At 70.0% G+C, this 26,881-nt stretch carries 27 protein-coding genes; 13 read left to right on the plus strand and 14 right to left on the minus strand.

Going from position 1 to position 26,881, the window contains the following annotated elements; translation table 11 throughout:
* Positions 1–65: 65 nt before the first annotated feature.
* From HLI28_RS06155 to HLI28_RS06185, 7 genes are all read right to left on the minus strand, one after another.
* A complete protein-coding gene (locus HLI28_RS06155; protein WP_343035694.1) occupies positions 66–1,004 on the minus strand; it encodes a carbohydrate kinase family protein in 939 nt (312 codons plus the stop codon).
* On the minus strand, positions 1,001–2,179 hold the full coding sequence (locus HLI28_RS15925; protein WP_171246632.1) for a NosD domain-containing protein: 1,179 nt from the start codon (positions 2,177–2,179) through the stop codon (positions 1,001–1,003). The genes HLI28_RS06155 and HLI28_RS15925 overlap by 4 nt, the downstream gene beginning before the upstream one ends.
* A gap of 20 nt (positions 2,180–2,199) precedes the next feature.
* Entirely contained in the window at positions 2,200–2,403 is a 204-nt protein-coding gene (locus HLI28_RS06165; RefSeq protein ID WP_171246633.1) for a twin-arginine translocation signal domain-containing protein, read from the minus strand.
* Between the two features lie 50 nt (positions 2,404–2,453).
* Entirely contained in the window at positions 2,454–3,398 is a 945-nt protein-coding gene (locus HLI28_RS06170) for a carbohydrate ABC transporter permease (protein WP_171246634.1), read from the minus strand.
* A gap of 17 nt (positions 3,399–3,415) precedes the next feature.
* Positions 3,416–4,285, minus strand: coding sequence for a carbohydrate ABC transporter permease (locus HLI28_RS06175; protein ID WP_171246635.1), 870 nt, complete (start codon positions 4,283–4,285; stop codon positions 3,416–3,418).
* Between the two features lie 80 nt (positions 4,286–4,365).
* Positions 4,366–5,667, minus strand: coding sequence for an ABC transporter substrate-binding protein (locus HLI28_RS06180; protein ID WP_171246636.1), 1,302 nt, complete (start codon positions 5,665–5,667; stop codon positions 4,366–4,368).
* A 97-nt stretch (positions 5,668–5,764) separates the two neighbouring features.
* Positions 5,765–6,790, minus strand: a complete 1,026-nt coding sequence (locus tag HLI28_RS06185; protein WP_171246637.1) for a LacI family DNA-binding transcriptional regulator — start codon at positions 6,788–6,790, stop codon at positions 5,765–5,767.
* Between the two features lie 171 nt (positions 6,791–6,961).
* On the opposite strand from HLI28_RS06185, the gene HLI28_RS06190 reads away from it, so the two are divergent.
* The 5 genes from HLI28_RS06190 to HLI28_RS06210 all read left to right on the plus strand — a co-directional run bounded on the left by HLI28_RS06190 (position 6,962) and on the right by HLI28_RS06210 (position 13,325).
* Positions 6,962–8,314 (plus strand): glycoside hydrolase family 172 protein, encoded by a 1,353-nt coding sequence (locus tag HLI28_RS06190; protein WP_171246638.1) that lies wholly within the window; start codon positions 6,962–6,964, stop codon positions 8,312–8,314.
* 1 nt (position 8,315) lies between these two features.
* Positions 8,316–9,542, plus strand: a complete 1,227-nt coding sequence (locus HLI28_RS06195; protein ID WP_171246639.1) for a glycoside hydrolase family 32 protein — start codon at positions 8,316–8,318, stop codon at positions 9,540–9,542.
* A 471-nt stretch (positions 9,543–10,013) separates the two neighbouring features.
* On the plus strand, positions 10,014–11,288 hold the full coding sequence (locus HLI28_RS06200; protein ID WP_171246640.1) for an MFS transporter: 1,275 nt from the start codon (positions 10,014–10,016) through the stop codon (positions 11,286–11,288).
* Between the two features lie 52 nt (positions 11,289–11,340).
* Positions 11,341–11,943 (plus strand): RNA polymerase sigma factor, encoded by a 603-nt coding sequence (locus tag HLI28_RS06205; RefSeq protein ID WP_343035695.1) that lies wholly within the window; start codon positions 11,341–11,343, stop codon positions 11,941–11,943.
* A gap of 179 nt (positions 11,944–12,122) precedes the next feature.
* Complete coding sequence (locus HLI28_RS06210; protein ID WP_171246641.1) at positions 12,123–13,325, plus strand: hypothetical protein; 1,203 nt, start codon at positions 12,123–12,125, stop codon at positions 13,323–13,325.
* A 55-nt stretch (positions 13,326–13,380) separates the two neighbouring features.
* On the opposite strand, the gene HLI28_RS06215 is transcribed toward HLI28_RS06210, so the two are convergent.
* Both HLI28_RS06215 and HLI28_RS06220 read right to left on the minus strand, forming a co-directional pair.
* The gene (locus HLI28_RS06215; RefSeq protein ID WP_171246642.1) at positions 13,381–14,649 is read right to left on the minus strand and encodes a HipA domain-containing protein; all 1,269 of its coding nucleotides are present in this window, start codon (positions 14,647–14,649) and stop codon (positions 13,381–13,383) included.
* Positions 14,646–14,906 carry a helix-turn-helix domain-containing protein gene (locus tag HLI28_RS06220; protein WP_171246643.1) on the minus strand — a complete coding sequence of 87 codons (261 nt, stop codon included), beginning with the start codon at positions 14,904–14,906 and terminating at the stop codon, positions 14,646–14,648. Before HLI28_RS06220 ends, HLI28_RS06215 begins: the two co-directional genes overlap by 4 nt.
* 321 nt (positions 14,907–15,227) lie before the next feature.
* Here HLI28_RS06220 and HLI28_RS06225 point away from each other — a divergent pair, with 321 nt between their 5' ends.
* A complete protein-coding gene (locus tag HLI28_RS06225) occupies positions 15,228–15,500 on the plus strand; it encodes a hypothetical protein (protein ID WP_246246465.1) in 273 nt (90 codons plus the stop codon).
* A gap of 18 nt (positions 15,501–15,518) precedes the next feature.
* Complete coding sequence (locus HLI28_RS06230) at positions 15,519–15,755, plus strand: helix-turn-helix domain-containing protein (protein WP_171246644.1); 237 nt, start codon at positions 15,519–15,521, stop codon at positions 15,753–15,755.
* 111 nt (positions 15,756–15,866) lie between these two features.
* Here the strand turns inward: HLI28_RS06230 and HLI28_RS06235 are convergent, their stop codons facing one another.
* A complete protein-coding gene (locus HLI28_RS06235) occupies positions 15,867–16,388 on the minus strand; it encodes an NUDIX hydrolase (protein ID WP_171246645.1) in 522 nt (173 codons plus the stop codon).
* 190 nt (positions 16,389–16,578) lie between these two features.
* Between HLI28_RS06235 and HLI28_RS06240 the strand changes: the two genes are divergently transcribed.
* From HLI28_RS06240 to HLI28_RS06260, 5 genes are all read left to right on the plus strand, one after another.
* Entirely contained in the window at positions 16,579–17,016 is a 438-nt protein-coding gene (locus tag HLI28_RS06240; protein WP_171246646.1) for a nuclear transport factor 2 family protein, read from the plus strand.
* A 10-nt stretch (positions 17,017–17,026) separates the two neighbouring features.
* On the plus strand, positions 17,027–17,347 hold the full coding sequence (locus HLI28_RS06245) for a cupin domain-containing protein (RefSeq protein WP_171246647.1): 321 nt from the start codon (positions 17,027–17,029) through the stop codon (positions 17,345–17,347).
* A gap of 329 nt (positions 17,348–17,676) precedes the next feature.
* Positions 17,677–18,219, plus strand: a complete 543-nt coding sequence (locus HLI28_RS06250; protein WP_343035696.1) for a hypothetical protein — start codon at positions 17,677–17,679, stop codon at positions 18,217–18,219.
* Between the two features lie 297 nt (positions 18,220–18,516).
* Positions 18,517–19,116, plus strand: a complete 600-nt coding sequence (locus tag HLI28_RS06255; protein WP_171246648.1) for a TetR/AcrR family transcriptional regulator — start codon at positions 18,517–18,519, stop codon at positions 19,114–19,116.
* Positions 19,117–19,136: 20 nt separating this feature from the next.
* Positions 19,137–20,405: an alpha/beta fold hydrolase gene (locus tag HLI28_RS06260; RefSeq protein ID WP_246246482.1), complete on the plus strand. Its 1,269-nt coding sequence runs from the start codon at positions 19,137–19,139 to the stop codon at positions 20,403–20,405.
* A 128-nt stretch (positions 20,406–20,533) separates the two neighbouring features.
* On the opposite strand, the gene HLI28_RS06265 is transcribed toward HLI28_RS06260, so the two are convergent.
* The gene (locus HLI28_RS06265) at positions 20,534–23,176 is read right to left on the minus strand and encodes a replicative DNA helicase (RefSeq protein WP_171246650.1); all 2,643 of its coding nucleotides are present in this window, start codon (positions 23,174–23,176) and stop codon (positions 20,534–20,536) included.
* A gap of 296 nt (positions 23,177–23,472) precedes the next feature.
* Here HLI28_RS06265 and HLI28_RS06270 point away from each other — a divergent pair, with 296 nt between their 5' ends.
* Positions 23,473–24,795 carry an MATE family efflux transporter gene (locus HLI28_RS06270; protein ID WP_171246651.1) on the plus strand — a complete coding sequence of 441 codons (1,323 nt, stop codon included), beginning with the start codon at positions 23,473–23,475 and terminating at the stop codon, positions 24,793–24,795.
* A 139-nt stretch (positions 24,796–24,934) separates the two neighbouring features.
* On the opposite strand, the gene HLI28_RS06275 is transcribed toward HLI28_RS06270, so the two are convergent.
* The 3 genes from HLI28_RS06275 to rpsR form a co-directional block, all read right to left on the minus strand.
* On the minus strand, positions 24,935–25,876 hold the full coding sequence (locus HLI28_RS06275) for a hypothetical protein (protein WP_171246652.1): 942 nt from the start codon (positions 25,874–25,876) through the stop codon (positions 24,935–24,937).
* Positions 25,877–26,130: 254 nt separating this feature from the next.
* Positions 26,131–26,580, minus strand: coding sequence for a 50S ribosomal protein L9 (gene rplI, locus HLI28_RS06280; protein ID WP_171246653.1), 450 nt, complete (start codon positions 26,578–26,580; stop codon positions 26,131–26,133).
* A gap of 16 nt (positions 26,581–26,596) precedes the next feature.
* A complete protein-coding gene (gene rpsR, locus HLI28_RS06285; RefSeq protein WP_106265817.1) occupies positions 26,597–26,833 on the minus strand; it encodes a 30S ribosomal protein S18 in 237 nt (78 codons plus the stop codon).
* Positions 26,834–26,881: the final 48 nt, after the last annotated feature.

The following is a 26,881-nucleotide window of genomic DNA, read 5'->3' on the forward strand; positions in this document are numbered from 1 at the left end:
CTATCGCGCGACACGGTGGCGGCGCGCGGGGCGCAGCCCCGGGACCCGGTGGTCGCGCTCGGCCCCTAGGCCGCGACCTCGTGCCGCCACGGCGGGTTGGCCCCGGCGCGCGCGACGGTCACGGCCGCGACCTCGCCGGCGAACTCCACGATCGGTGCCAGGGTCTCCACCGACGCCCCACGCAGCCCTGTGCGCGCCTCCGCTCCGGGGGGCACCAGGTCGAGCAGGCCGTGGATCAGCGCGCCCATGAACGAGTCGCCGGCTCCGATGGTGTCCACCACGTCGACGCTCCGTCCCGGCACCTCCCGGCAGGACTCCCCCGCCAGGAGCACCGACCCCTCGGCCCCCCGAGTGACGACGACGGCCGCGGGTCCGGCGGTCGCCCACCGCCGCAGGACTGTCATCGCGCCCTCACCGGGATAGAGCCACGCGAGGTCCTCGTCCGAGACCTTCACGACGTCCGCCAGGCCGACGAACTGTTCCACACGGTGTCGAACCGCCTCGCGGTCGGGGCAGATCGTCGGGCGCACGTTCGGGTCGTACGTGACGAGCGCGGTCTCCCGCGATCGCTCGAGCAGCCGCAGCACCTCACCGGCCCCCGGCTCCAGGAGCGTCGCGATGCTGCCGACGTGAACCAGCGGCGCCGTCCCGACGCCGGAGAGGTCCGGTGACCAGGTCAGCGCGAAGTCGTACGTGGCTCCGCCGTCGGCGCCGAGGCGACACGTAGCGACCGACGTCGGGTCCTCCTGCTCGCACCCGCGCGCCAGCACCACCCCCGACGCCGACAACCACTCCCGCACCCTGCGGCCCCTGTCGTCCCGACCGAGCTGGGTGGCGAGCCGCGGCCGACGGCCGAGCCGACCGAGCGTGACCGCCACGTTCGCCGGGCTCCCTCCGGGATGCTCCCGGACGGCACCGTCGGCGGCGACGACCTCATCGATCAACGCCTCGCCGACGACCAGGGCGTCGTGGTCCGGAGCGGGGTGCACGAGTGGGGCTCTCACGGTGTCGCCACAAACGACGTGCTCGAGCTCAGATCCTGCAGCTGTCCCGCGGTTCCCGACCACAGCACCTTCGACGAGGTCGCGCTCGAGTCCACGACGTGTCGCACGGCCGTGGTCGCGGCGAGCTGGTTGCTGGACAGGAAATTCCTCGCGCCGCCCTTGACGAGGACGACGGTCGGCGTGGCCCCCGCCGGGACGACGTCCCCGCTGCCGATGTCGAACGAGAACAGGTTGGCTGTGACTGCGTTGTCGTCACCGTTGAGGTGCAGCATCCCGTAGAGGTCGTCGTTGCGCGCCGGGCCGCCGTCCCCGTGGATCCGCCGGAATTGGTTGCCGGAGATGAGGTGCTCATGGCAGGGGGTCTCGTGCACGATCATCCCGGAGAAGTTGCTCACGAGCTTGTTGCCCGTTATCACGGCTCGGTGGACGCCCTTGCACTGGATGCGAGCCCCCCACAGCAGACTATTGCCGTTGATCAGGCAGTTCTCGGCGTTCTCGACGAAGATCGAGTTGCCGCCCCAGGGCGTGACGATGTAGTTGTTCGTGATCTTTCCGGCGATCGAACCGTTGATCATCCTGATCCCGTGGCCGCACTCGCCGATGAAGTTGTTCGTGATGCTGTAGGCGTCGGCGTTGCGGACGGTGAGGGCCTCCTCCAGGTAGACGAAGCCCATGCCCTCGACGCGGATCGCGTCGTTGTCGTACTCGAACCTGATGCCGGTCTTGCCGTTGCCGTTCGTGCCGACATAGGGCTTCGTGCTGTTCATGCCGTCGAGGCAGAAGTCCTGGAAGACGACGGAGTTGAGCCGTCCGTTGGTCGCCGGGTCGCCCGTCCGGTCCACGAGGAAGCCCACCTGACCGTCGTTGGCGATCTGGACATGGCTCGACCCCGGAAGCGTCTCGACCCACGCCGAGTGATCGACGTCGTCCCGGATCGCCTCGGACAGGAAGCCGTGGCCGGAGCCCTTGATCGTCAGGAACCCCACGTCGACGACCACGGTCGTCCGCAACGTGTAGTGACCCGGGGGGATGTACACGACGGCGCCGGGGCGCGTGGTCTGACCGGTCTGGCGTCCGTGGATGTCGGCGATGATCTCGTTGATCACCTGCCCGATGTCGTCCTGCGGCGACACGCTCGCGGCAAAGGTGGTCACGTCGTAGACGGTGGAGGCCACGGGAACTGCTCCTTCTGTGGTCAGATCAGGCCGATGATGGCGTCGTAGGGCGGGAGTTCTGGAGCCTCCGCCGCCGCGGCGGTGAGCATCTCCGCCGGTCCGCCGTCGAGCACGGTGAGCGGGACAGCGGCCGCGGCGGCGATGCCGAGCGCGACGAGCACCTGACGTCGGGTGACGGTGTCGGCGCGTGGGGACGGGTCGGCCGCGTCGTTGCGGTCATCCATGGGCACTGCCTCTCTTCTCGAGCTGGATCTGGTGCGACGACGCGGGATCCCTACCCCTTGACCGCGCCCGCCGTCAGGCCGGCGATCACGTGTCGCTGCAGCACGGCGTAGATGGCGAGCTGGGGAAGCAGGACCAGCGTCGCCGCGGCCATCATCCCGCCGTAGTTCACGGAGTACTGGCCCTGGAACTTGGACACGGCCAGCGACACGGTCGCCAGGTCCGGGTCGTTGATGAGGACCGACACGAAGGGGAACTCGTTGAACACGTACACGACGTTGAAGATCACGACGGTCGCGAGGATCGGGCGCATGACCGGGAGGACGACGGACCAGCAGACCCGGAACAGACCGGCGCCGTCGATGATGGCGGCCTCCTCGAGCTCCCCCGGCATGCCGCGCAGGAACCCGGTCAGCAGCAGGGTGTTAAAGGGGATGGACACCACGGCGTACGGGAGGATCACCGCGGCGTAGGTGCCGAAGATGCCCAGCGCCAGGTCCAGACGGTAGACCGGGAAGAGCAGCACGTAGACGGGCACCGCCAGCCCCGCCAGGAAGTACAGCAGGAGCGCGGACTGCACGCCGCGTCTCCGGAAGACCATCCGGGTCAGCGCGAAGGACGCCATGAACGAGACGGTCGTGCCGATCGTCACCGCGACCGCGGCGATGATGATCGTGTTCTTGTACATCTGCACGAGCGGCAGCGTGGCGATCGCGTCCCGGTAGTTCTCGAGGGTCAGGGTCTGCACCGAGAACGGGTCCGAGAGGATCTGGTCGCTCTGCTGGAAGGACAGCAGGACGATCCAGAGGATGGGCAGCACGACGAGGAAGGTCACCAGGTACGCGATGCCGGCGACGATGATCCGCGTGCGTACCCGTCGGCGGCGCTCGGCGGCGGGTGACCGCGTGGGCCGGTGCCGCACGCGCCCGGGCCGGCGCTCGGTGGCCGGCGCGGGCGGCGGTGCGGTCTCGCGACCGGTGACGGTGGCAGAGGTCATGGGTGCGCTCCGGGAGTTCATGCGGACCGGCCGCGGCGTGCGAGGGCCAGGTAGACGAGCGAGGTCAGCGCGCCGAGCACGAGCACGACGACGGCGATCGCCATGCCGGCCCCGTAACGCTGGCTGGTGAACGTGACGAAGTACATGTAGCTGACCAGGGTCTCCGAGCGGTGGACGGGACCGCCGCCGGTCAGCATGTAGACGAGCTCGAAGATCTTGAAGACGTTCGTGACGAGCAGGATCGACACGATGCCGATGGTCTCGCGCATCATCGGGACGGTGACGTGGAGCAGCTGCTGCCACCGGGTCGCCCCGTCGAGGGAGCTCGCCTCCATCACGTCGTCGGGCAGCTGTTGCAGACCGGCGTAGAAGATGGTCATCGCGAAGCCGATGCTCGCCCAGCTGAAGACGAGGGCGATGGAGTACGGCGTGAGCGAGTCGCCGCCGATCCACTGGATCTCGGGGATGCCGAGGGGGACGAGCAGCCGGTTGAGCAGTCCGACCCGCGGGTCGAGGATGAACACCCAGACGAGACCGACGAGGATCGGCGCGACGATCGCCGGTCCGAACAGGAGCGCCCGGAGCGCTCCTGCGGCCCGGATCCTCTGCTGCATCAGCAGGGCCAGCGCGAAGGAGGCCGGCACCAGGAAGGCCACGCTGACCACGAGGATGATGACCGTGTTCTTCAGCGAGAGCCAGAAGAACGGGTCGTCGCCCAGCGCGGCATAGTTGTCGAGCCCGATGAGCCGGGGAGCGCTGAAGCCCTGCGCGTCGGTGAGGCTGTAGCCGACGCCGTACAGCACCGGGTAGGCGAAGAACAGGGTGAACAGGACCACCGCGGGCAGCACCATCACCGCGATCCTCCACCGCGAGCTGAGCCAGATCATGACGGTCGTTCCTTGTCTCGACGATGCTGGGGGTTCGGTCAGGGACGCGGGTGCGCCGCTCGGCGGCGCACCCGCGTGCCTCACTCGGCGTCGAGCGCTCGCTGCACGAGCGCGGCGGCTTCCTCGGGGGTGAGCTGGTCCTGGATCACGCCGTAGATCGAGTCGTAGATGGCGTTCGACACGGCGACCGGGAACACGAGGTCCGGCTGGGTCCCGGGCGTCGACACGCCCTCCTCCCGAGCGGCGTCGAGCGCCGACTTCAGGACCGACTGCTCCTTCTCGTCGAGCTCCGGCTCATAGGTCGTGACGGGCGGCTGCCCGTTGTCGACCATGAGCTGCTGCGCCTCGTCGCTGTAGTAGAAGCCGAGGAACCGCTCGACGGCGTCGAGCTTGGCCTCGTCCTCACCGACCTTCTTCGCGACGACGAGGGGGGCGGAGGCCACGTTCATGATGATGTTCTGCTCGCCGACGCCGTCGGAGAACGTCGGGCCCTTCCAGAAGGTGGTGTCCGGCGCGACCTCGGAGTCCTGGATCGCCCCCGCGGCCCAGACCCCCGCGTCGAGGAAGGCCGCCTCGCCCTGGAGGAACTGGTCCACCGCCTGCTGGTAGGTCTGGGTGGACACGTTGCTGGAGAACGCCCCGGCGTCGCGCAGCTCGGCGATGTGCTCGTACATCCGCACGAAGTCGGGGTTCTCCCACGACTCCGAGCCGTCGAGCAGGCCGTCCATCTTCTCCTCGAACCCGAAGCGGTCCAGCCACACGAGGAACTGCCAGACGCTGAACGCCGACTGGCTCGCGCCGTTCGAGATCGTCACGACGTCCTCGTCGGCCAGCGTCTCGGCGACCTGGAGCAGCTCGTCGAACGTGGTCGGCGTCGACAGGCCGTGGTCGGAGAGGACCTGGGTGTTGGTCCACAGGCCGGTCAGCAGGCCCTGATACGGCACGCCGAAGACCGTGCCGTCCGACGTGAAGTACTCGACGGTGGTCGCGGGCAGGCTGTCGATTACGCCCTGCTCCTCCAGGATCGGCTGCAGGTCCAGCAGCCGGTCGCCGGCGAGCATCTCCTCGGCGTTCGACTTGTAGACCCAGAAGACGTCGGGGAGCGTGTCGCTCTGCGCGGCGATGGACAGCGACTGCAGGTGCTCGGCGACCGGCTGGCCGCTGACCTCGACGTCGACGTCCGGGTTGGCGCTCTCGAAGGCCTCCACGATCGCCCAGGTGGCGGGGTCGGCGGTCTTCACGTCGGGGTTCTGCATGGAGAGCGTGATGGTCGTGGGGCCGCCCTGCTCGGCGTCGCTCGCCTGGGAGCAGGCGGCGAGCGGCAGGAGCGCGGCGAGTGTCGCCACGGCGGCGACGGGGCGGCGGAAGGGGTAGCCAGGCATGTCTCGTCCTTCGTTGGGTGAGGCCCGGGGGCGGATACGGCTTAGCGAAACGTTTGCGCGAATCGTTTGCGAGGCTACGCGCGCCGTTCGACGGCTGTCAAGCGATGGGGGCCGATTCCGCTTCCCGGAAGCGGTAGTCCTCGGTCGACTCCCGCAGCTCAAGGCGTTGGTTGAGCCGGAGCGTGCGCGGGCTCGCCTCCGGGGTCGCGATCCGGTCCATCAGCAACGAGACAGCGGCCTCGCCCATCTCGAACGCCGGCTGCCGCACCGTCGTGATCGTGGGTCGGAACAGGTCCGAGTGGCTGAACCCGTCGAACGCGGCGAACGCGATCTGCTCGGGCGTCGCGATCCCTGCGTCGCGCAGGCACTCGAGACCCACGACCGCCAGCGGCGTGCTGCAGGCGATGACACAGGTCGCGCCGCCTGTGCGGAGAGCGGCCACCACGTCGGCGCGGACCGACGCGGTGTCGACGGAGTCGACGATCGTCTGCTCGCCGAGCTCGGCGTCGGGGATGGCGTCGCGGAAGCCCTGCCGGCGCTCGGCGAGCGTGGGGACCCGCTGATCACCGGCCACCAGCAGGAAGCGTCGGTGGCCCGCTCCGCGCAGGTGCGTCACGAGGCGGCGCATGGTCTCGCGGTTGTCCGCCCCCACCTGGTCGTGCGGCGAACCGTCGAACACGCGGTCGAGCAGGACGACGGGCCGGGCGTCGTCGGCGTCGAGCCGGGTGCTGACGGCGCGCCCCGAGTCCGCGCAGTGGGCCAGGATCAGCCCGTCCACGCGGCGTGCCAGGAGCGTGCTCACCGCGCGTTCCTCGCGTTCCGGGTCCTCGGCCGAGTTGGCGAGCACCAGGGTCAGCCCGCGCGCCGCCGCGGCGTGCTCCACGCCGTGGACCATCTCCGCGAAGGCAGGCTCGCCGGCGTCGGAGACGACCAGCCCGATGCTGTCCGTCCGGGACCGGCGCATGGCGCGGGCCACGGCGTCCTGGCGGTAGCCGGTCTTCTCGATCGCGGCCGCCACCCGCTTGCGGGTCGCCGGTCGCACCGGTCGCGTCCCGTTGAGCACGTGCGAGACGGTCGACGTGGACACCCCGGCCATGCGGGCGACTTCGACGATGGTCGCCATCGACCACTCCAATCAAACATTTTTCTGGTCGGCCCCACCGGTCGCGGAGCCTGTACCTACAGGCTTTTCAGTCCTTGCGCGCAGGATACGCGTCGTCTACGCTGCGAATCCAGACACGCAAACGTTTCGATGCGTTCTTCCTGGTCACAGAGTCGTCGCGAAAGGACAGTCATGACCCCCACCCCCGCCCCCGGTGGGCTCCTCGGAGACCTCACCCGAGCCCGACCGGGACGCAGCGCCCGGGCGTCCAGCTTCGACCAGACGGGTCGCAACCGCGACAACTGGATCGTGATGCCCGGGGAGGAGCGCGTCCTCGCCGACCTCGAGGGGCCCGGGTTCATCACCCACATCTGGATGACCCAGTCCTGCCGCGTCCAGCCGGGTCCCGGTCAGATCGCTCCCGACGTCGTCGGCGTCCCGATGCTCGAGATCCACAACGCCCTCGGGGTCAGCTGGGAGGTCGTGGACCCGGACTACTACCGGAAGATCCTGCTGAAGATCTACTGGGACGACCAGGAGACGCCGAGCGTCATCGCCCCGCTCGGCGACTTCTTCGGACTGATGAACTCACTCTCGGGCAGCTACGACTCCCTGCCGCTGTCGGTGTCGGCCAAGGAGCCCGAGCTGCACACCTTCGGAGGCAGCGCGGCGTTCAACAGCTACTTCCGGATGCCCTTCGGCAAGCGCGCCCGCGTCGTCGTCGAGAACCAGAACGACATCCCGTACCTGCAGTACTTCTACATCGACTACGAGCTCTCGCCGGAACCGCTGCCGGCCGACACGGTCTACTTCCACGCCCACTGGCGTCGTGCCCTGCCCAACCGCGGGTGGGGTCCGGACCTGCAGACCAACAGCATCGAGACGACGGTGGCCAACCTCGACGGCGCGGACAACTACGTCGCGCTGGAGACCGAGGGCCGCGGGCACTACGTGGGCTGCAACCTCGCCGTCCGCCACTTCCAGGGATCCTGGTGGGGCGAGGGCGACGACATGATCTTCATCGACGACGACACGTGGCCGCCGAGCCTGCACGGCACCGGCATGGAGGACTACTTCGGTCACGCCTGGGGCATGCAGCGCAACGCCTACCTGTTCAACGGGACGATCGTCCACGAGGAGGACGTGCCCGGATTCCACCACAGCTACCGGTTCCACCTCGTCGACCCGATCCGCTTCGAGAAGCGGATCAAGGTGACGTTCGAGCACGGTCACGGCAACCATCTGTCCGACGACTGGTCCTCCACGGCGTACTGGTACCAGACGCTCCCCTCGCCCGTCCTCACCGTGCCCGAGGTGGAGGAGCGGCTGCCGCTGCGGCCCGTCGACCGGGTCATCGAGGCGCCGCTGCCGCCCCTGACCGACGAGCAGGAGGCCGCCCGCCGGGCTGCGTCCGACCGGATGGAACGGTTCGTCGCCGAACGCGACGCGCTGCGCGCGGAGCGCCGCCGCGAGGTCGACGACTGGGAGCGCGGGAACCTCGACCAGGCGCGCGCTGTCCGCCGCGCCTACGACGGGGGGCGCTGAGATGCGACCGCACCTGCACTTCACCGCGGAGTCCGGCTGGATCAACGACCCGCACGGCCTCACCTGGCACGACGGCGCGTACCACCTCTTCCACCAGTTCGTGCCCGGCAGCATGGAGTGGGCGCCGAACTGCCACTGGGGACACGCCGTCGGCCGCGACCTGCTCACCTGGGAGCGGCGTCCGGTGGCGATCGCGCCGGGTGACGGCGACGACGGCATCTGGACCGGAAGCCTCGTCGCCGAGGACGGCACGGCGCGCATCCTGTACACCTCGGTGGTCCAGCCGGACATCGGGATCGGGCGGGTCCGGGTCGCCGTACCCACTGACGACACCTGGGACGAGTGGACCAAGGGCGACGTCCTGGTCGAGGCGCCCGACGACCTCGACCTCATCGCCTACCGCGACCCGTTCGTCCTGCGCGAGGACGACGGCTGGCGCATGTTCGTGGGCGCCGCGGACCGCGCCGGCACGGCCATGGCCCTGACCTACACCTCGACGGACCTGACCGACTGGGCCTACGACGGCGTGGCCGCGTCCCGCTCGACCGACGAGCGCTCACCGGTCTGGATGGGGGCGCTGTGGGAGTGCCCCCAGTTCTTCGAGGTCGACGGTCGCTGGGTCATGGTGAGCTCGATCTGGGACGACGACGTGCTGCACTACGCCGGCTACGCGATCGGGTCCTACGCCGACGGTCGATTCGAGGCCGACACCTGGGGCCGGCTCAGCTTCGGCGACAGCTACTACGCACCGTCCTTCTTCCGGGACCGTGATGGTCGCCCGTGCCTGATGTTCTGGATGCGAGGCGTGCGTGACGACGACGCCGGATGGAGCAGCTGCCTGAGCGTTCCCCATGTCCTGTCCGTCGTCGGCGAGCGCCTCGTCGCCACCCCGCACCCCGACCTCGACGCACGACGCGGACGGGAGGCCGCGGACGGCGACCAGGTGATCGACGCGGAGTGGGAGCCGCACCCTGGCGGGGACCGTCTCGTGCTCACCGCCGGGGACCTGGAGAGCGCCACCGTCTCCGTCGCCGACGGCGTCGTCCGGCTCGACCGGCCGGGGTGCAAGACCACCGAGATGCCGTGGACGGGCGGGGCGCTCCGCGTCGTCGTCGACGGACCGACGATCGAGATCTCGTCGCTCGACGGAGTGCTCGGTGGACCCATCACGCCCCTGAGCACGGTGCTGCCGGTGGCTGGGGAGCTGCGCGCCTGGAAGGTCGATTGACGCTCAGACTCCCCTGCAGAAGGCCGTGCATCGGCTGACGCGCAACCGTCGCCCATGGTGGGCCCTCGCTCCCCGCGAGGGCCCACCGCCGTTCTCGCTAGCCAGCGTGCTTGACCACCAAGCTCCCTCGCTCCTGGCTGGACAGGACAATGCCGAGGGCACGTCGGACCGGAGTCGCTGTGCAGGCCCGGTCAGAAGTGGTGAGCGACTCCCCGCCAGCGTCCTCGCGGCACACACCCCTGGCACACCGGCGAGTCCGCTCACGAGGTCCACGGGGGCGACGGCCCGCGTGCACCGCCTCTACAGCACCCGGTCCTCACCCCCGCCTCGACGCACGTTCTGCTGGGAGGCGCCGAGCATCCCTGAGCCGAGAGCAGCTCGCCGGACTCGGGATTCCCGTTGCACAGGCTGACGCCCGCCTGCCAGGGTCGGCGCAGCTCACCCTGCACCGACACCCTTCGAGGAGCACCTGTGCGGAACACCGAGGAGCTGGGGACGGAACGGCCGCCGGCTTCTGCTCGACGGCGCCGAACCGGCCGGACCCGTCTGCTCCTGGCGGTCGTCGCGACCGGCGCACTGGTCGACGCGGCGTTCTTCCTCCTGCTGCTGCTGTCGTCCTCGGCGACGGGAGTCGGCTGGTTCGTCACGGCGGTCGTCGTCGCCAACCTGCTGCCTCCGGTGCTGCTCGGCCCGATGCTGGGCTGGCTCGTGGATCGCACGTCCGGCCGATGGGCCTGGACCGGGGCGCTGCTGGTCACCGCGGTGTGCTGCCTCGGTGTGGCCGGCACGGACGTGTCGGCCGTCGTGGTCGCGCTGGCCGGACTCCAGGCCGTCGCGTCCGTCGTGGTCAACGCGGCCGCGTTCAAGCTTCTGCCCGAGTCCCCGGGGTTGGACGAGAGGACCGCGAGCTCGTATGCCGTCGGTATGGGATCGCTCGCCGCGATCGCCGGACCACCCCTCGGAGCACTGTCTGCCGGCGCCACCAGCAACGCCGGAGCGTTCCTGGTCCTGGCCGGACTCGCCGTCGTCGCGGGCACCGGTGCGGCGACGACCGCTCCCCGTCTCGTGCACGTCGACCTCGACGCGACCCGGTGGCACGACGTATGGCTCGGGGCCCGGACCGCCCGGTCGCTGGCCGCCGCCCGCGCCTTCGCACCTGTCGTCCTCGGCATCGTGCTCATCACCTCGATGGAGGGCGTCGCCGGCGTCTTCTACCTCCAGGACGTCGCCCCCACGCCCTTCGTCTACGCCTGCCTGCTGGCGCTGTGGGCCCTGGGGTCCCTCGGCGGCGCGTGGTGGACCGGGCGGCGAGCCAACGTGCTCGGCATCCGGATCTCGGTCCTCGTCGGGGGGCTGCTGATGTCGCTGGCGATCCTCGTCGAGGGAATCGTCGCCGTGGCCGTCGTCATCGGCGTCGTCTTCGTCGTCGGCGGCTTCGGCAACGCCGTCCACAACGTCGGGATCCGCCAGCTCGTCTACCAGCACGTCCCCCGTGCCCAGCAGGCGCAGATCTGGTCCATGCTCGCCGCCGTCATGTCCGGCACCGCCGCCCTCGGCAACGCCCTCGGCACACCCGGACTCCTTGGTCCGGCGCGGGACGTCGTCGTCCTCTCCGGGGCGATCGGCCTCGCCACGGTGTCGATCACGGCGGTGCTCCTGCTTGTCGCGACGAGATCAGAGCAGGTCGCACCGGACAGGCCGCCGGGAATCGTGGCGAACGGGTTCGTACCGCACGACGATCACTGATCCGGTGTTGCGACCTGACGTAAGTCTCGGCCGTGCGGGGACAGTACGTGGTGTGAGCACCTCCGAGGACGAAGTCGACCTGGGTCGACCGGGCGAAGACGCTGCCGCGCGACTGGCGGTGCTGTGGGACGCGCACGCCGTGCGGGTGCACGCCTATCTGCTGCGGCACACCGACCCCGACACCGCCCAGGACCTGCTGTCCGAGACGTTCCTGGTCGCCTGGCGCCGCGTGGACGACGTGCCCGAGCACGCCCTGCCCTGGCTGCTGGTCGTGGCCCGCAACCTGCGACGCAGCACCGCGCGCGCCCAGGTCCGGCGACGCGAGCTCGACACCGAGCTGACCCGCCTGCAGGCAGCCGCCCCTGCGGACGACACCCCCGAGCATCTCGCCACCGAACGCGACACGCTGCTGCGGGGGCTCGCGGCGCTGACCGACCGCGAGCGCGAGGCGATCCTGCTCGTGGCCTGGGACGGGCTGTCCCCCACCCAGGCCGCCGACGTCGCCGGCTGCTCCACCACCGCGCTGCACGTCCGCCTGCACCGGGCACGACGACGTCTCAAAGCCGCCACCGACAGCACCGACAGCACCCGCACCGGCACCCGCTCCACCGCTCGCCCTGCGAGCGCCCCCGCGTCCTCGAGGAGGTCGGCATGAGCAACCACGACATCGACGCCCGCCTGACCCGCCTCGCCCCCACCACCTCCCCCGACCCCGAACGGTTCGCGGCGGCCCGCGCCGCGTTGGACGCGGGGGTGGCGACGCCTGAGGGCTCGACGGCGGCCGGCCACGCCGTACCCGAGTCCGGACCGGACAGCGGGACGGGCGCCCACGAGGTGTACCTCGAGGAGCAGCAGGTCGACGTCATCACCCCGCTCGACGCCAGGCAACTCGCCCGCCGACGACGGGGTCAGCGCTGGACCCTGGCCGCATCGATGGCCGGTGTGGTCGCCGCGACCGGGACCGCCGTCGTGCTCTCGCCCCTCGGGCCCGACGTCGCGCCGGCATGGCTGACCTCCACCGACGAGTCGTGCGCCGATCGCATCGACGCGACGATGGCGCCCGCCGAGGTGCCGGCCGGGCTCACCTGGCACGCCGTCTCCGACGGGTCGGACGGCGATGCAGGATGGACGGTCGTTGTCGGCGACGACCGCTTCGCCGGCGTGTGCCTCGATCTCGCCGGCGGGTCGACGAGCACGCTCTCGACCACCCACCTTCCCGATGTCGACATCGACGCGGGAGACGTGCTGCCGGTCGATGTCGTGACCGAGAACGGGGCGTTCGTCTGGGGTGTCGCCGGTGGCGAGGTGAGCAGCGTCGTCGTGGAGGTTGCCTGGTCCCGCGAGGAGGGGAGCGGCAATCTGCAAGGCGACTCGGGCGCCGTGGTCGAGGCCGAAGTGTCGGACAAGGGGTACTGGTCGACCTATCTCACAGACGATGAGATCCCTGACGGGGCCGAGGTCACTCTCGAGTGGTCCCTCGCCGATGGCAGCTCGAAGAGCCTCTCGCTCAACGACGCCTGGCCGGGTGTGGACGAGTGGAACCCCATCGCGGCGTCCCGCCGCGCCGAGTGCCGGTCAGGCAGAGATTGGCGAACTGGCGGACTCGTTGACCCGGTCCTTGAGGAGCGGCGCGGACAGTGGGGAGTAGTCGTCTACGCCAACGTCGACGACCACCGAATGAGCGCGTGCATTCAGGCAGCGGACCCGCCCTATGAGCGGCTCGCCTACCTTTCCTCCTCCGGACAGACGCTGGAACCTGCTGACAACGAGGCCTGGGCCGTGAGTGCCGGTGGCTCCAGCGTGCAGCAGGTCGCCGTCGGCGTCGCCGGCGACGACGTCGAGCTCGTCCGGGTCACCACCGCTGCCGGAGACGTGCTGGAGGCAGACGTGTCGAACGGCTACTGGGCCGTCTGGGGCCCGACCGCGTCAAGCGGCCAGGGCACAGACCCGGCCGAGCTCTGGCAGGACGCGACGGTCCAGTGGCAGCTCACGGACGGCTCGAGCAGCCTCACCGGCCCGCTGTTCCCGGACGGCTGATGCCGCTCGATCAGCGAGGCGAGGCATCCGGCGTCCGGCCGTGTCGCCGCAGGGATCAATGCCTCAGCTGGTCCAGCGTGGTGGCACACAGGGCCCCCACCCGCTCGATCAGGCGCACGCCGAGCTCGTCATCGGCGTGCGCCTGCATGCTGACGACCTGCTCGAGCGCGGAGGGAAGTCGTTCGGCGAGGTCGGCCACGATCTCGCGCATCTGCCTCGGGCTGAAGCGCGCGAGGCGCGCCATGCGGTCCCAGTGGCGACCGGCGACGTCACCGAAGATCCGGTGCCCGCCGATCGACATCGCCGAGCGGTCCAGCTCGGCATCGGCTTCGGTGGCTTCGTACGGCAGCCCCGAGGCGACGTCGTACAGGGGCGCGAGGCGTACCTGGGAGCCCGCCAGGAGAACGGAGTAGTTCTTGGCGTGCGCGTCGGGCGCCCCGATCAGGTAGTTGAAGGCGACCGCCGTCAGGAACGCTCGCACGTCACGGTCAGGTCGCGTGCTCCGGTCTCGCAACAGCTCCGCGATCCGCGCGACGCCGGGCCCGCCGGACGCCTCGTACTTCCTGCGGGGGAACACCGACAGCGCCTGGCACATGTCTTCCTGGTGCAGGCGGACGACCAGATCGCCGGACCGGCGCCGGTCGTAGCGGGCGATCACGAGGGCCGGCTGGCCGGCGAACGCGGTGTACTCGGTGGCAACGACCTCCAGCCCGCACGCGGAAGCCGCCCGCAGGCACAGGTGCTCGTTCAGGGCCTGGTCGCGGTAGCCGCTGATGCCGGGCTTGACGATGTGGGTGGAGGGTGAGGCTCCTTCAGGTTCGCTCCAGTGGCCCTCCCGGGAGCGGGTGAGCGTGAACTTGCCCTGGGCTCCGGCCAGGGACCACCGTTCGCCGGACACCGCCCAGGACGTGTCATCCGTGCGCAGCGCGGCCAGCCGGGAGGCGATGTCCTCCTGGGACAGTGCCGTCAGCTGCGTCGGGCGTGTCAGCGCCTGCTCGACGCCCTCCGGAGGGACGAACTGCACCGCGCCGGCGCAGTCCAGCCCCATGTGCTCCAACAGGCCGAAGGAGTTGGTCGCCGACACGCCCCACCGGTCCGCCCAGCGCTCACGGACGTCCAGGCCGTCGGGCAGGAGACCTGCCATGTAGGCGTCCACGGGTCTGCCGGCGTGCACCTCCAACACCGTCGGCATCGACGTCGACACCGGGGTCGCGTCGGGGCCGGTGTAGCCCGGCTCGTAGATCAGGTGATGGCGCCCGTGGGTATCCTGCGCCGCGGTGGCGACCTGCCGACCGTAGAGCAGCACCGCCAGCTCCCGGGTCACAGCGGCTCGGTCTCCGCCTCGAGGACGTCCAGGGAGAAGGTCTGGGCGGGGCCCTGCTCGAGGCGAAGCTGCAGACCGAGCGCCTTGACCATCGCCAGGACCTTGCCTAGCTCGCCGTTCGGGTGCCCCCGCTCGATGAGCCCGACGGTCGGTCGGGAGACTCCTGACCGTCGGGCCAGCTCCTGCTGTGTCCAACCCGCCGCACGACGGGCGGCGCGCAGCTGGGCGCCGATGCCGGCAGCGCTCGTCCCGTCCATGTCTGTCAAGGTACGCCTACATCGCGGAATGTCAAGGAACCGCTTCATGGCGGAAAGTTAGCGTACCCCGTCATCGCGGTGCGACGCGGCCCTCTTGGCGGTCGCAGCGCACTCACCTCGGGGTCAGCAAGGGCTACCTCCTGGGCGATCGTCGCGCCCGGTGACCAGCCGACTAGGTGCACCGGTGTGGGGCGCTCACGAAGGAAGGCCCCCACCGCCACGACGGCGGATTGCCAGTCCGACGTCTTCCGCTCATCGGTCCTCATCGAGCCCGGACTCGCACGTTGACCCTCGACCCGGTCGAGGCAGGAGCGTGCCGGTATGACCGTCGTCGACGCCCCCGAACAGCATCTGCCCCGCCGCTACCTCGCCTGGCTCGCCGGCGTCACCGTCTCCCAGCTCGGGAGCGCCGTGCTCATGTTCGCGCTCGGGTGGGCCGCGGCCGGCCTCGGCGGGACGACGGCGGCAACAGTGCTGATCCTCAACGGCCTGCCGCGCGTCGTCCTGCTGGTCGTGGGTGGCGCCGTCGCGGACCGCGTCGGAGCGCGCTGCGTCCTCGTCGCCGGGGAGGCACGGTGCCTCCATCGAGGATGAACGCAGGCTGACGGTCTGATGGCGATCGTGATCCGTCTCGACCGGATGCTCCTCGAGCGCAGGATGACCCTGACCGAGCTCGCCGACCGCATCGGGATCACCGTGGCGAACCTGTCCATCCTCAAGACGGGCAAGGCCAAGGCGGTCCGGCTCGCCACCCTCGAGGCCATCTGCCGCGAACTCGACTGCCAGCCAGGTGACCTGCTCGAGTACGTCCACGACCTTCCCCCGGAGGACGGCGATACATCTCGCTAGGGCCGCTCGGCCGGTGGAGCACCGCACGGGGTACCGGCGCACCGGTCGCCCCACGCCCGCCGTCACGTTTCCGGCACGGCGGAGAAGCACGTTGTTCGATGAGTCGCTCCGTCAACGAGGGACTGCGGCGGAACGCAGGCCCGGTCCGAGCGCGTGCAGCCGATCGACCCAAGGCTCTGCCATCCGCCCTGCGCCAAGGCGGGCTCCGACGTCATCCCAGGTCACCCACGCCGCGTCGTCGACCTCGGCCTCATCCACGGTCACCACCGGCACTCCCTGAACGGCGACGACGTACATGTCGAGCAGAGCCGACTGCTCCCGGAAGCGGCCGACGAGCTCGAGCTCGTCCTCCGCCACCTCGACGCCCGTCTCCTCCCGCAGCTCGCGCTGTGCTGCTCGGCGGCTCGACTCGCCGGCAAGTGCGCTACCTCCCGGGAACTCCCACGCCAGGGGGAACTCCGACTTCGTCACCGCGCGACGGGTCAAGAGCACCGAGCCGTCCGCACGGACGACGCAGGTCGCCACGATCAGGTGGAACCGTCCGGCTGGCCATCCCGGTGTACCACGACGGAACGCCTCCCCCGTCGGCTTGCCGGCCTCGTCGAGAACGTCCCACCACTCCACGCCAGTCATCCGCACACCTTGGCAGGTCAGGTCCGCTGCGACCGATCACATGAGCGTCGCTGGCAGTTGTCGACGTGCAGCGCAGATTGCGCGGACACGCCCGCATACCTTGCGCGATCTCGGGCGTGGCGCGTGGGTCGTGCAAAGTATGCCGCCCGCTGTGATGGCCAGCCCGCGCACCGTCGACCAGCATGGCGAGATGAGCCGCAACGCCGACCTCGAGTCACGCCTCGACCAGGTCGAGTCGATCCAAGCTCTGCACCGCGTTGTCGCGGAGTACGCGCACGGGGCGGACAAGCGAGACCTCGGACGGTTCCTGGCGACCTTCCACGCTGACGGCGTGTGGGACGTCGGCGTGGCGCGCTTCGTCGGCGGCGACCAGATCCGTGCCGCCATCGAGCACCAGTGGGACGCTCAGCCGCAGATGCACCACTGGACGACCAACACGTCCATCACTCTGACCGGACGGGACACAGCCGACGGAGTGTCGGACGTCGCCGCCCTGACACAGGTCGCCGACGGGCGGTGGGTCCTCTCCGCGGGAAGCTACTTCGACTCCTTCGAGCGACGTGACGGCATCTGGGCGATCGCGGCACGCCGCGCCGTCGTGCACTCCAGCGTGGACCTCGCGCCGTAGGTTGGTCACCATGCGCATCGAGCGGCCCGCCCTCAATCCGCTCGACGGTGCCGCTGGCGTGTCGATGACCATGCTTGCCCCGGGCCTCGACACCGAGCAGGTCCGTGTCGACATCGCCGTCCTCAAGCCGGGATCCTCGCTCCCGAAGCATCCGGCAGGACGGGACCAGGCGTTCTACGTCGTGGCGGGCACCGGGCAGGTCGCCGGCGACGACGACGTCCCCACCGACGTCGGACCGGGAGACCTCGTGACTTGGGAAGCCAGGGAACAGCACACGACCTGGGCCATGACCACCCTCACGGCAGTCATCGTGCAACGCAGGGGCTCCTGACCGGCGCGCTCCGCGGGCGGTGCTCGACCCGGCCGCCACCAAGCGCGCGAGAAAGACCGCGCGGACGCCGAGACCCTCCTCCCTCGACTCGACCAGCAGCAACAGCAGTGGCTGCGGTCCGCCGTCGCACAAGTGCGACCCGATCACCCGTGGCTCGATGCTCTCTAGTACCGGCGCGCCTTGGTCGGACCTCCCCGCGGAAAGCGGTCCGGCGCACAGATTCATCGGCTTCGACGGGCCCTCGGCACATCGTGCGCGGCTGCACCTCGCGGGCGCATGACCGTCGCCCATACACCTGAGGTCTGGTGCTCGGCGGGCAGGATGGCGGGGTGACGACTTCCGAACCGGGCACGAGAACTGACGTCCTGATCGGCCGACTGGCCCGCGCGGAGCTGCTGGCAGCCATGGACGTCGCGGGAGTGCGGCTCAATGTGCACGCGCGCAGGCTCCTCGACGACATCGACCTCGACGAGGCCGCGGGGCGCAGGCTGACCCTCCTTGAGGTCTCGGTGGCGGAGCTGGGGCTCGGCGGCGGTGCATCGCTCAGCGAAGTGTTCGCCGCGGCGACGCGTCGCGGCCTGGGTCTGTGCCCAGCCGCCACCGCTCCCTACCTGCGCCTGGCTTGGACCGGCCAGGCAGCCTCCACCGATCTGGTGTTGTCGCGCGGCCGCGCACCGGACGGCGCCGTCACAGTGGCCTCGGCACCCTTGACGGACGACGACGAGTACCCCAAGGGCTTCTACCTCCGGGTCGTTGACGGCATCTCCTGGCTGCGGGGGTACCGCTGCGACGACGAACACCTGTGGTCGCCCACGGACCGCTTCCTCTTCGCCCAGGACGGGCCATCCCACGCCGGCTGCGGAACGACCTGATCGCCGGGCGACGTTTCACTCGCCGCCGCCCCGATCGGCACAAAGAAGTCGGCCTCGGCAGCATCGACTGCGATGAAGCTGTGAGCGCGTCTAGGAATCTGAGCCGGAATGCGGGCGGCCAGCGAAGCCTGCGCGCTCGAACTCGTCGGCCGCGATTCCGGACCCTCTCGCGCCAGTTGCCGGCTGGGCACAGCGAGCCAGTCGGTCGCAGTCACCTCTGCTCGGGACGCCACACCACACGGAATCCGCCAGGATTCGCTAGCACGGCGTACTCGTACAGCGTGCTAGCCTCGCATCATGTCGGCTCCAAAAGATCGCAGGACCGCGATCCTGAACGCGGCCCGCGAGCTCGCGTCCCGTGACGGCGTCGGTGCGGTCACTGTTCGCGCGGTGAGCGCCGCGGCGGGCATCGGCGTCGGAACGCTGCGGCACTACTTCCCGTCGCAGCGCGAGCTCGTCGACGCCGTGGTTGCCGACATGGTCGACGGGATGCTCGACGAGTCGGTGATCCTCGACCGAGACGTGGCACCGGCTGACCGGCTCGCCCACGCCCTGCTGCAGTTCCTGCCGGCATCGAGCGCCGATCGCGGACAGCTCGACGCCTGGTTCGCGTTCTACGTCTCAGCACTGGCAACTCAGCCCTCCGCACACGCACGCCGCGTCCTCGAAGCATCCGTGGTGACGTCGCACGAACACCTGCGGCGATGGCTCGAGGTGCTCACCGAGGAGGGTGCGCTCGAGGTGTCGTCGGTCGCCGACACCTCGTCGGCTCTGATCGCGCTGGTCAACGGACTGACGCTGGAGGCACTGACGCCTGGATCACCCGTCACGGTCGAGGACGCGCGTCGCATCGCCGAAGCCGCCGCCCGGGGTGTCGTGAGGGGCACCTGGCTATGAGGTCGCCGCAGCGGGAGAAGATGCGTGGGCGCCTCGCTGGGGTGCCCGGAGTGCATTTTGTGCGCCGGCCCAGGACGGACGAGTCACCCGAGTTCGACCTCGGCTACGTCCGTGCTGGCCCGTCGTCGGCGGTTCCGGCGGTGGTGCTTCCCGGCGGCCCTGGACTCGCCTCCGTCCTGCCGTACCGGGCGTTCCGACGCAGATGCGCCGAGCAGGGCTTGGGCACCGTGATGATCGAGCACCGCGGCGTCGGGCTCTCGCGCGAAGACCTGGACGGAGCGGACCTCCCCGCCACGGCACTGACGGTCCGCTCCGCCGTGGACGACATCGCGGCGGTCCTGGACGCCGAGGGCATCGACCGCGCCATCATCTACGGATCGTCATATGGCAGCTACCTCGCCCAGGCCTTCGGCGCATGGCATCCGGACCGTGTCGCCGGCATGGTCCTGGACTCGACGATGGCGAGCGCCAATGACCACGTCGTCGTCCGCGCTCATGTCCGCGACCTTCTCTGGGAGGGCAACACAGCAGCGACGACGACGGTGGCGCACCTGCTACGCCAGCTGGTCGACTCGGGCGCCGTCGAGCTCGACCAGGCCTGCGCCGTCACCCGCATCGTCTACGAGCTCGCGGGAACCGAGACGCTCCACCGGTTACTGACGGTCAGAGGGCGAGGCAAGTCCCGCACCTGGCGCTGGATCGCGCGCCTCGGCGACCGCGAGACCAACGACGTGGCGCCGTTCGTCATGGAGTTCGATCTCGTCGGCCGCATCGCGCTACGCGAGCTCAACTACGCGCCGGAGCCAGATGGCGGGCCCTTCGATCCAGCCATCGACTTCCGTCCTCTTGCCGCTGACTACGACCCGTTCGAAGCGGAGCCCCTGAATCTGCCCGCGCAGTGGGCGGGCTTCGACTGGCCACTGGTAGTCCTGTCCGGAGACCGCGACCTCCGCACACCTCGCCCCATCGCCGATCGGGTGGTCAGCGCAGCCCCGGATGCCGCGCTCGTCCCGCTCCCCTGCGGACACAGCGCCCTCGACACCCACGCGCAGGCTGCGGTGGCGGCGATCGCCGCGGTCACGAACAGAACTCACCACGAACTCGACACGGACTTCCCGGGCGGGGCTGGCCCCCGCCGCAACGGAACCTCGCGAGGTCTCGGCACGATCATCCGTGCAGGGCTCGCACTCGAAGGCCTCCTCCCCGGCGGCCGCGGAGACGGCAGCATCCAGCCACCCGAATCATGCTGGGTGCAGCGCACCCAGGATCACCCGAACGATGCCGACTGATTGGGCTGCCAGATCAAGTCCCGCCCCGCGAGCACGCTCTCCGCGGCGCTCGCCAGGAGAGTTGGCGGAGCTCATGAACCATATCTGCGAGATTCTGAAGGACCGCCCGCACGTCGATAACAGTCGGGTCAAACCTGCATGTCGACGAATCGCGAGTAGTGACCCTGGAACGCCACCGTGATCGTGTCGGTCGGACCGTTACGGTGCTTCGCCACGATCAGGTCGGCCTCGCCGGCACGCGGCGACTCCTTCTCGTAGGCGTCCTCGCGGTGCAGCAGGATCACCATGTCGGCATCCTGCTCGATGCTGTTGTGTACGGAGATGCCGTTGGCGATGAAGTTATGGGTGCCGAGCACGGTCGCGTCGAAGACCTGCTTCTCACCCATCGGCTCGATCGACACGACCTCGTCCCACAGCAGGTCGTTGACCGCCATGATCTCGAGCTCTTCGCTCTCGAGGACGTCCGCGATCTTGCCGAGGCGCTGGCGCGAGGGTGCGTGCTTCCACAGCGCGCTGCCGCAGAACTGTGTACCGATCGCTTCGGCGAACTGGCGGTGCGACATCCCGCGCTCGACCAGGAGGTCACGAACGTCGTCCCACACCTGACGGGGAACCGTGTCCCGGTTCGTGTTCGCCTGGGTATCGCGGATGATCCCGAGCAGCTCTTCGGCCGCATCACCGCGGTCGCCGTGGACGCCGATCTCCTGGAGGAAGCGTCGCTGGTCGTCCACACCCGAGACGTCGAGCGTGTAGCCCTGCCGGTACGCACCCTTCAGCGTGGCGCGCCGAATCCTCGTCGAGATGCCGAAGCGCAGCAGGAGGCGCGAGAGCCCGTCGACGAGCTCTCGTGACGTCGAGGCGTAGTAGATGCGTCCGCCTCGCTGGTTCTTGTTGACCGTCACCGAGCCGTCGGTCGCCCAGATGTGCTTGATGAAGAGCGCGATCTGCTCCTTGGGCAGGTGGAACACGCCCGACGGGATGAACTTCTCGTGGCTCCGGGCGCCGAACAGCCCCAGGTCGTCCAACCACGCCGCGACCGGGTTCCGCTTACCGCGCGCCAGCTTGTACGGCGCCGGCAGGCGGAGCGTTGTCACGCGGGCGGCCGCGTACTCATCCCGCACAGGGGTGATGCCGAAGGCGGTCGCCGCGTCGCTGACCGCGTCCAGGTTTCGCTCGTCGATCGATGCATAGCGGATCGGCTGCCGCTTGACGAACGACCCGTCACCGAGCAGGTGCGCCAGCATGACCACCTTGCGGTCGTCCCACGCGGTGTTCTGCTCCGGCCCTGGAACGTGCCGCGGCACACCGAGGCGTGACCCGACCTCAAGCTCGCCGAGCGGGGTCCAGCCCTCGTAGGTGAGGAAGGGGTGGTTCGCCGTCGCCTCGATCTCCTTGCCGGACGCCAGCCGGAGCCGGTACACGGGCTTCACCCCGGTGGAGAACACGTGGGTGAGGTGGCGCCGCACGTACTGCAGCCGGTCGTTGAGCGCCCACACGGGCACGTCGGTGGCACCCTCGGCGTGGAGCTCACCCATCGTCGTCTCGGCGCCCGTGTCGGCGCGGAGGATCTTCGTGTCCTCGGTCAGGCAGCCCGACTCACGCAGGTCGGACATCTGCGGCTTCTTGTCGCTCCGGGTCTCGGGACCACGGTTCAGCTGCGACAGCGCGATGACGGGGACCTCGATCTCCTTCGCGAGCAGCTTCAGCGCACGCGAGAACTCGGAGACCTCCTGCTGCCGGGACTCGACCTTCTTGCCGGACGTCATGAGCTGCAGGTAGTCGACGATGACGAGCTCGAGGTCGTGCTTCTGCTTGAGCCGCCGGCACTTGGCCCGGATCTCGGTCAGCGACATGTTCGGCGAGTCGTCGATGAACAGCGGGGCCTCGGAGACCTTGCCCATAATCTTGGCGAGCTTCTGCCAGTCGTCGTCACCCATGGAACCGTTGCGCAGCTTCTGCAGGTGCACGCGCGCCTCGGCCGACAGCAGACGCATCGTGATCTCGTTGCGGCTCATCTCGAGCGAGAACACGACGGACGTCTTCTGGCTCTTGATCGACGCCGCACGAGCAAGATCCAATGCCAGCGTCGACTTGCCCATGGCAGGCCGCGCGGCGACGACGATCATCTGCCCGGGGTGCAGACCGTTCGTCAGCCGGTCCAGGTCCGCGAACCCGGTGGGCACGCCGACCATGCCCTCGCCGCGGTTCCCCGCGGCCTCGATCTCGTCCATCGTGCCGCCGATGATGTCCGCCAGCGGCGCGTAGTCCTCGGTGGTCTTGCGCTCGGTGACGGCGTAGATCTCCGCCTGGGCGTTGTTGACGACGGTCTCGACGTCGCCGCCGTCGGTCGCGTACCCGAGCTGGACGATCTTGGTGCCGGCCTCGACGAGACGGCGCAGCACGGCCCGCTCGCGCACGATGCGCGCGTAGTAGCCGGCGTTCGCGGCGGTCGGCACCCCGGCCATGAGGTCGTGGATGTAGGAGGCGCCGCCCATGCGGCCGATCTCGCCGCGCTTGGTCAGCTCGGCCACGACCGTGATGGCGTCGGCCGGCTCGCCGCGGCCGTAGAGGTCGATGATCGCCTCGTAGATCGCCTCGTGCGCAGGCCGGTAGAAGTCGTTGCCGCGGATCTGCTCGACGACGTCGGCGATCGCGTCCTTCGACAGCAGCATGCCGCCCAGCACGCTCATCTCGGCGTCGAGGTCCTGGGGAGGGGTGCGGTCGAAGGCCGGCCGTGATCCGTAGCCTGCTTCGAGCTCCTCGATCGACATGCGTCCCCCAGTCCGGTTCTCACCGGAATCAATGCCCCGCGTGGGCTCGTTCACCGGTCGTCAAGGTCTTGTTCTAGCGTGCGCCTCTGACAGTGTGGATGACGCTAGGCGCGCCCAGGGACCGACGCAACGGACCCTGTGGACGAACGTGTGGACCCCGGTGTGGAAGACTGCCCACATCCTGTGCACAGCCGGTGGACAACCCTGTGCACAACTGGGGAAATCTGCTGTGTACAAGCCCCGAAACGGGGTGTGAACAGCCACGACGTCGTACTCATGCTGTGGAGGAAAACTCGGTGGGTGACTTCCGCCGCATCGACCGCGAGATCCTCGCGCTCGCCTGGCCGGCCCTCGGCGCGCTCGTCGCGGAACCGTTGTTCGTGCTCGTCGACAGCTCCGTCGTCGGGCACCTGGGGACGGCACAGCTCGCCGGCCTCTCGCTCGCCTCCACGATCCTGCTGACCCTCGTCGGGCTGTGCATCTTCCTCGCCTACGCCACCACCGCCGCCGTGGCGCGGCGTCTCGGCGCCGGGCACGACCGCGAGGCCCTCCAGTCCGGCGTCGACGGCATGTGGCTCGCCCTCGGGCTGGGCCTCGTCCTGGGGATACTCCTGTGGACGACGGCGCCCTGGGCGGTCTCCGCCATGGGTGCCACCGGCGAGGTCGCCGAGCACGCGGTCACCTACCTGCGCTGGTCCTCCCCCGGGCTGCCCGGGATGCTCCTCGTGCTCGCCACGACGGGCGTACTCCGCGGACTCCAGGACACCCGTACCCCCCTGTGGGTGGCGTCCGGCGGTGCGGTGTTCAACGCTGTCGGCTCGGTGACGCTCGTCTACGGCGTCGGGATGGGGATCGCCGGCTCGGCCCTCGCGACGACGACGGCGCAGCTCCTGATGGGCGCCGTGCTCGCCGTCGTCGTGGTCACCGGGGCACGCCGCCGCGGCGCCTCGCTGCGCCCTCACCACGCGGGCATCTGGGCCAACGCTGTCGCCGGCGCTCCCCTGCTGGTGCGCACCATCTCGCTGCGCCTGGCGATCCTGCTGACGGTGTGGGTTGCGACCGGGCTCGGCGCCGTCGCGCTCGGCGGGCACCAGGTCGTCAACAGCCTGTGGGGTCTCGCGGCGTTCGCCCTGGACGCCCTCGCGATCGCGGCGCAGGCGCTGGTCGGCTTCGGCCTCGGCTCCGGCGAAACCACCCGCGTCCGGGCGGTGCTGCGGCGGTGCCTCCAGTGGGGCGTCGGCGCGGGGGCGCTCATCGGCCTCGTCCTCGCAGCGGCGTCCTGGTGGATCGCACCACTGTTCTCCCCCGACCCCGACGTACGTGTGGCCATCACCGCCGGGCTCGTCGTCTGCGGGGTGTTCATGCCGATGGCCGGGTGGGTGTTCGTCCTCGACGGCGTCCTCATCGGAGCCGGCGACGGCCGGTTCCTCGCCTGGGCGGGCATGCTGACGCTCGTGGCCTACGCACCCGTCGCGCTGGCGGTGCGCTCCTGGGCGCCGGACGGTGCCGTGGGGCTGGCCTGGCTGTGGGCGGCCTTCGCCGGGGTGTTCATGCTGGCCCGCGCCCTAACGACCGGTCTGCGCGCCCGCGGCGAACGCTGGATGACCACCGGCGTCTGACCCCGATGCCGTGTTCAGCTGCGCCCGCTCGGCAGTTCGTGCCTGGATCGGCATCTTGAACTGCCGAATGAGGCACGAACTGCCGATCGCGACTCGTCGGTGCGAGCCTCCCGCTGGTACCCGCGACGGCGGCCCCCGGTCAGCGCGGCCGGGACAGGAGCGGGTTCCGGCGCGCCGTCCCGCGCACGGCAGCCGGGAAACGGGCCAGCAGCCGGTCCGCCACCGCGTGCGGGTCGTAGGCATCCTTCGAGGTGACGCGCAGCAGCTGGATGCCGGTCGCCTCCGTGATCGCGTCGGCACGGCGTTTCTCCTCGATGCGCGCCCGGTCGGGATCGTGGTCACCGCCTAACGCACCGGTCCGGTACTTCACCAGCCCGTCGAACTCCGCGAGCACCGCGTGCTCGGGCCAACCGACGTCGACGCGGAAACGTCCGAGCCGCGTGGCGACGGGTACCTGGGTCCGCGGCCGCGGCAGACCGGCCCAGTGGGCCACGTAGCGCAGCCACGACTCCCAGGGACTCTCGGCACCCCGGTCAGCGAGCTCGAGCACGAGCAGCCCCCGCCGGCGGCCACGGGTCCGCGCACCGATCAGTGCCCGCGTGGCCGACCGGTCGAGCCCACGGGCCAGCGCGGCGTCGGCGATCACGAGTCCGTCCAGCGGAGGCATGGCCGTCGCGCAGTCCGCCACGGTGCGTTCCAGGGTGGTCGACGGCAGCCCCAGAGCCTCGGTGCGCTCCCCCGGCGGCACGGGCGTCACGTGCCGGTGCACGTCCTGAGCGGCGCGCGACGACGCGCGGTACGTCTGCAGCACGTGAGTGCCGCTCGGCAGCCGCCACAGCGGTAGTCCGTGCAGCATCGCCGCGGTCGCGTGGCTGAACCAGTGGCCGGCCCGCAGCTGTCGGTCCAACGCCCGTGCCCGGTCGATCTGCAGGTCACGCGCCGCACTCCGACGCCCTCCGTCCGGAGCGTCCGGCACGGACCGGTAGGCACCTCGTCGGATGCGCTCGATCTCGCCGGCGCGGCACGCCTGCCGGAGGTCCGAGGGCAGGGACTCGCGGGCGATCACGATCTCGGAGGGCACGGACCTCAGCATCGCGGCCCGACCGAGCGGTCACCGGTGGTCGTCCACAGCCTGGGGACTCACTCGGCAGTTCGTGCCTCGTTCGGCAGCTTGAACTGCCGAGCGAGGCACGAACTGCCGAGCGCGTGCTCGTCTCGGTACCGGGCGCGGACCGGTCCATCGGCGGGGCGGCACGAGCACCGACGCCCACCGAGCACGACGAAGGCCCCGGCCCCCCACAGGGGAACCGGGGCCTTCGTGCGATCGAACCGGCGTCAGCCGGCGACGACCTCCAGCTCGATCTTCGCCGACACCTCGGGGTGCAGGCGGATCGACACGGTGTGCTCACCGAGCGACTTGATCGGCTGGCCGATCTCGATCTTGCGCTTGTCGACGGACGGGCCGCCGGCCGACTGCACGGCCTTGGCGATGTCCGCGGTCGTGACCGCACCGAACAGGCGGCCGGACTCGCCGGCGTGCGCCTCGACGGTGTAGGTCCGCGACTGGATCGACTCGGCCGCGGCCTGAGCGTCCTCGCGCGTGGCGATCTCGCGGGCCTTGCGGGCCTTGCGGATCGCGGAGATCTGCGACTCGGCGCCCTTGGTCCACGGCGTGGCCAGCGAACGCGGGATGAGGAAGTTACGGGCGTACCCGTCCTTCACCTCGACGACGTCGCCGGGCTCACCGAGACCGGTCACCTCGTGGGTCAGGATCAGCTTTGCCATGATCTGGATCCTTTCCTCAGCGGGCCGACGACGAGTACGGCAGCAGGGCCATCTCGCGCGCGTTCTTGACGGCCTTGGCGATCTGGCGCTGCTCCTGCACGCTCACGCCGGTGACGCGACGCGCACGGATCTTGCCGCGGTCGGAGATGAACTTCCGCAGCAGGGCGGTGTCCTTGTAGTCGACCGTCTCGACCTTCGCGGCCTTGAGCGGGTTCGCCTTCTTCTTGGGCTTGCGCACCACAGGCTTGGCCATGGTGTGTGCTCCTTCTCAGCTGTGGACCTCTCCGGCACGGGGCCGGGA

Origin of the sequence: Isoptericola sediminis, assembly GCF_013085345.1 — a bacterium.
GTDB classification, from domain to species: Bacteria; Actinomycetota; Actinomycetes; order Actinomycetales; family Cellulomonadaceae; genus Isoptericola; species Isoptericola sediminis.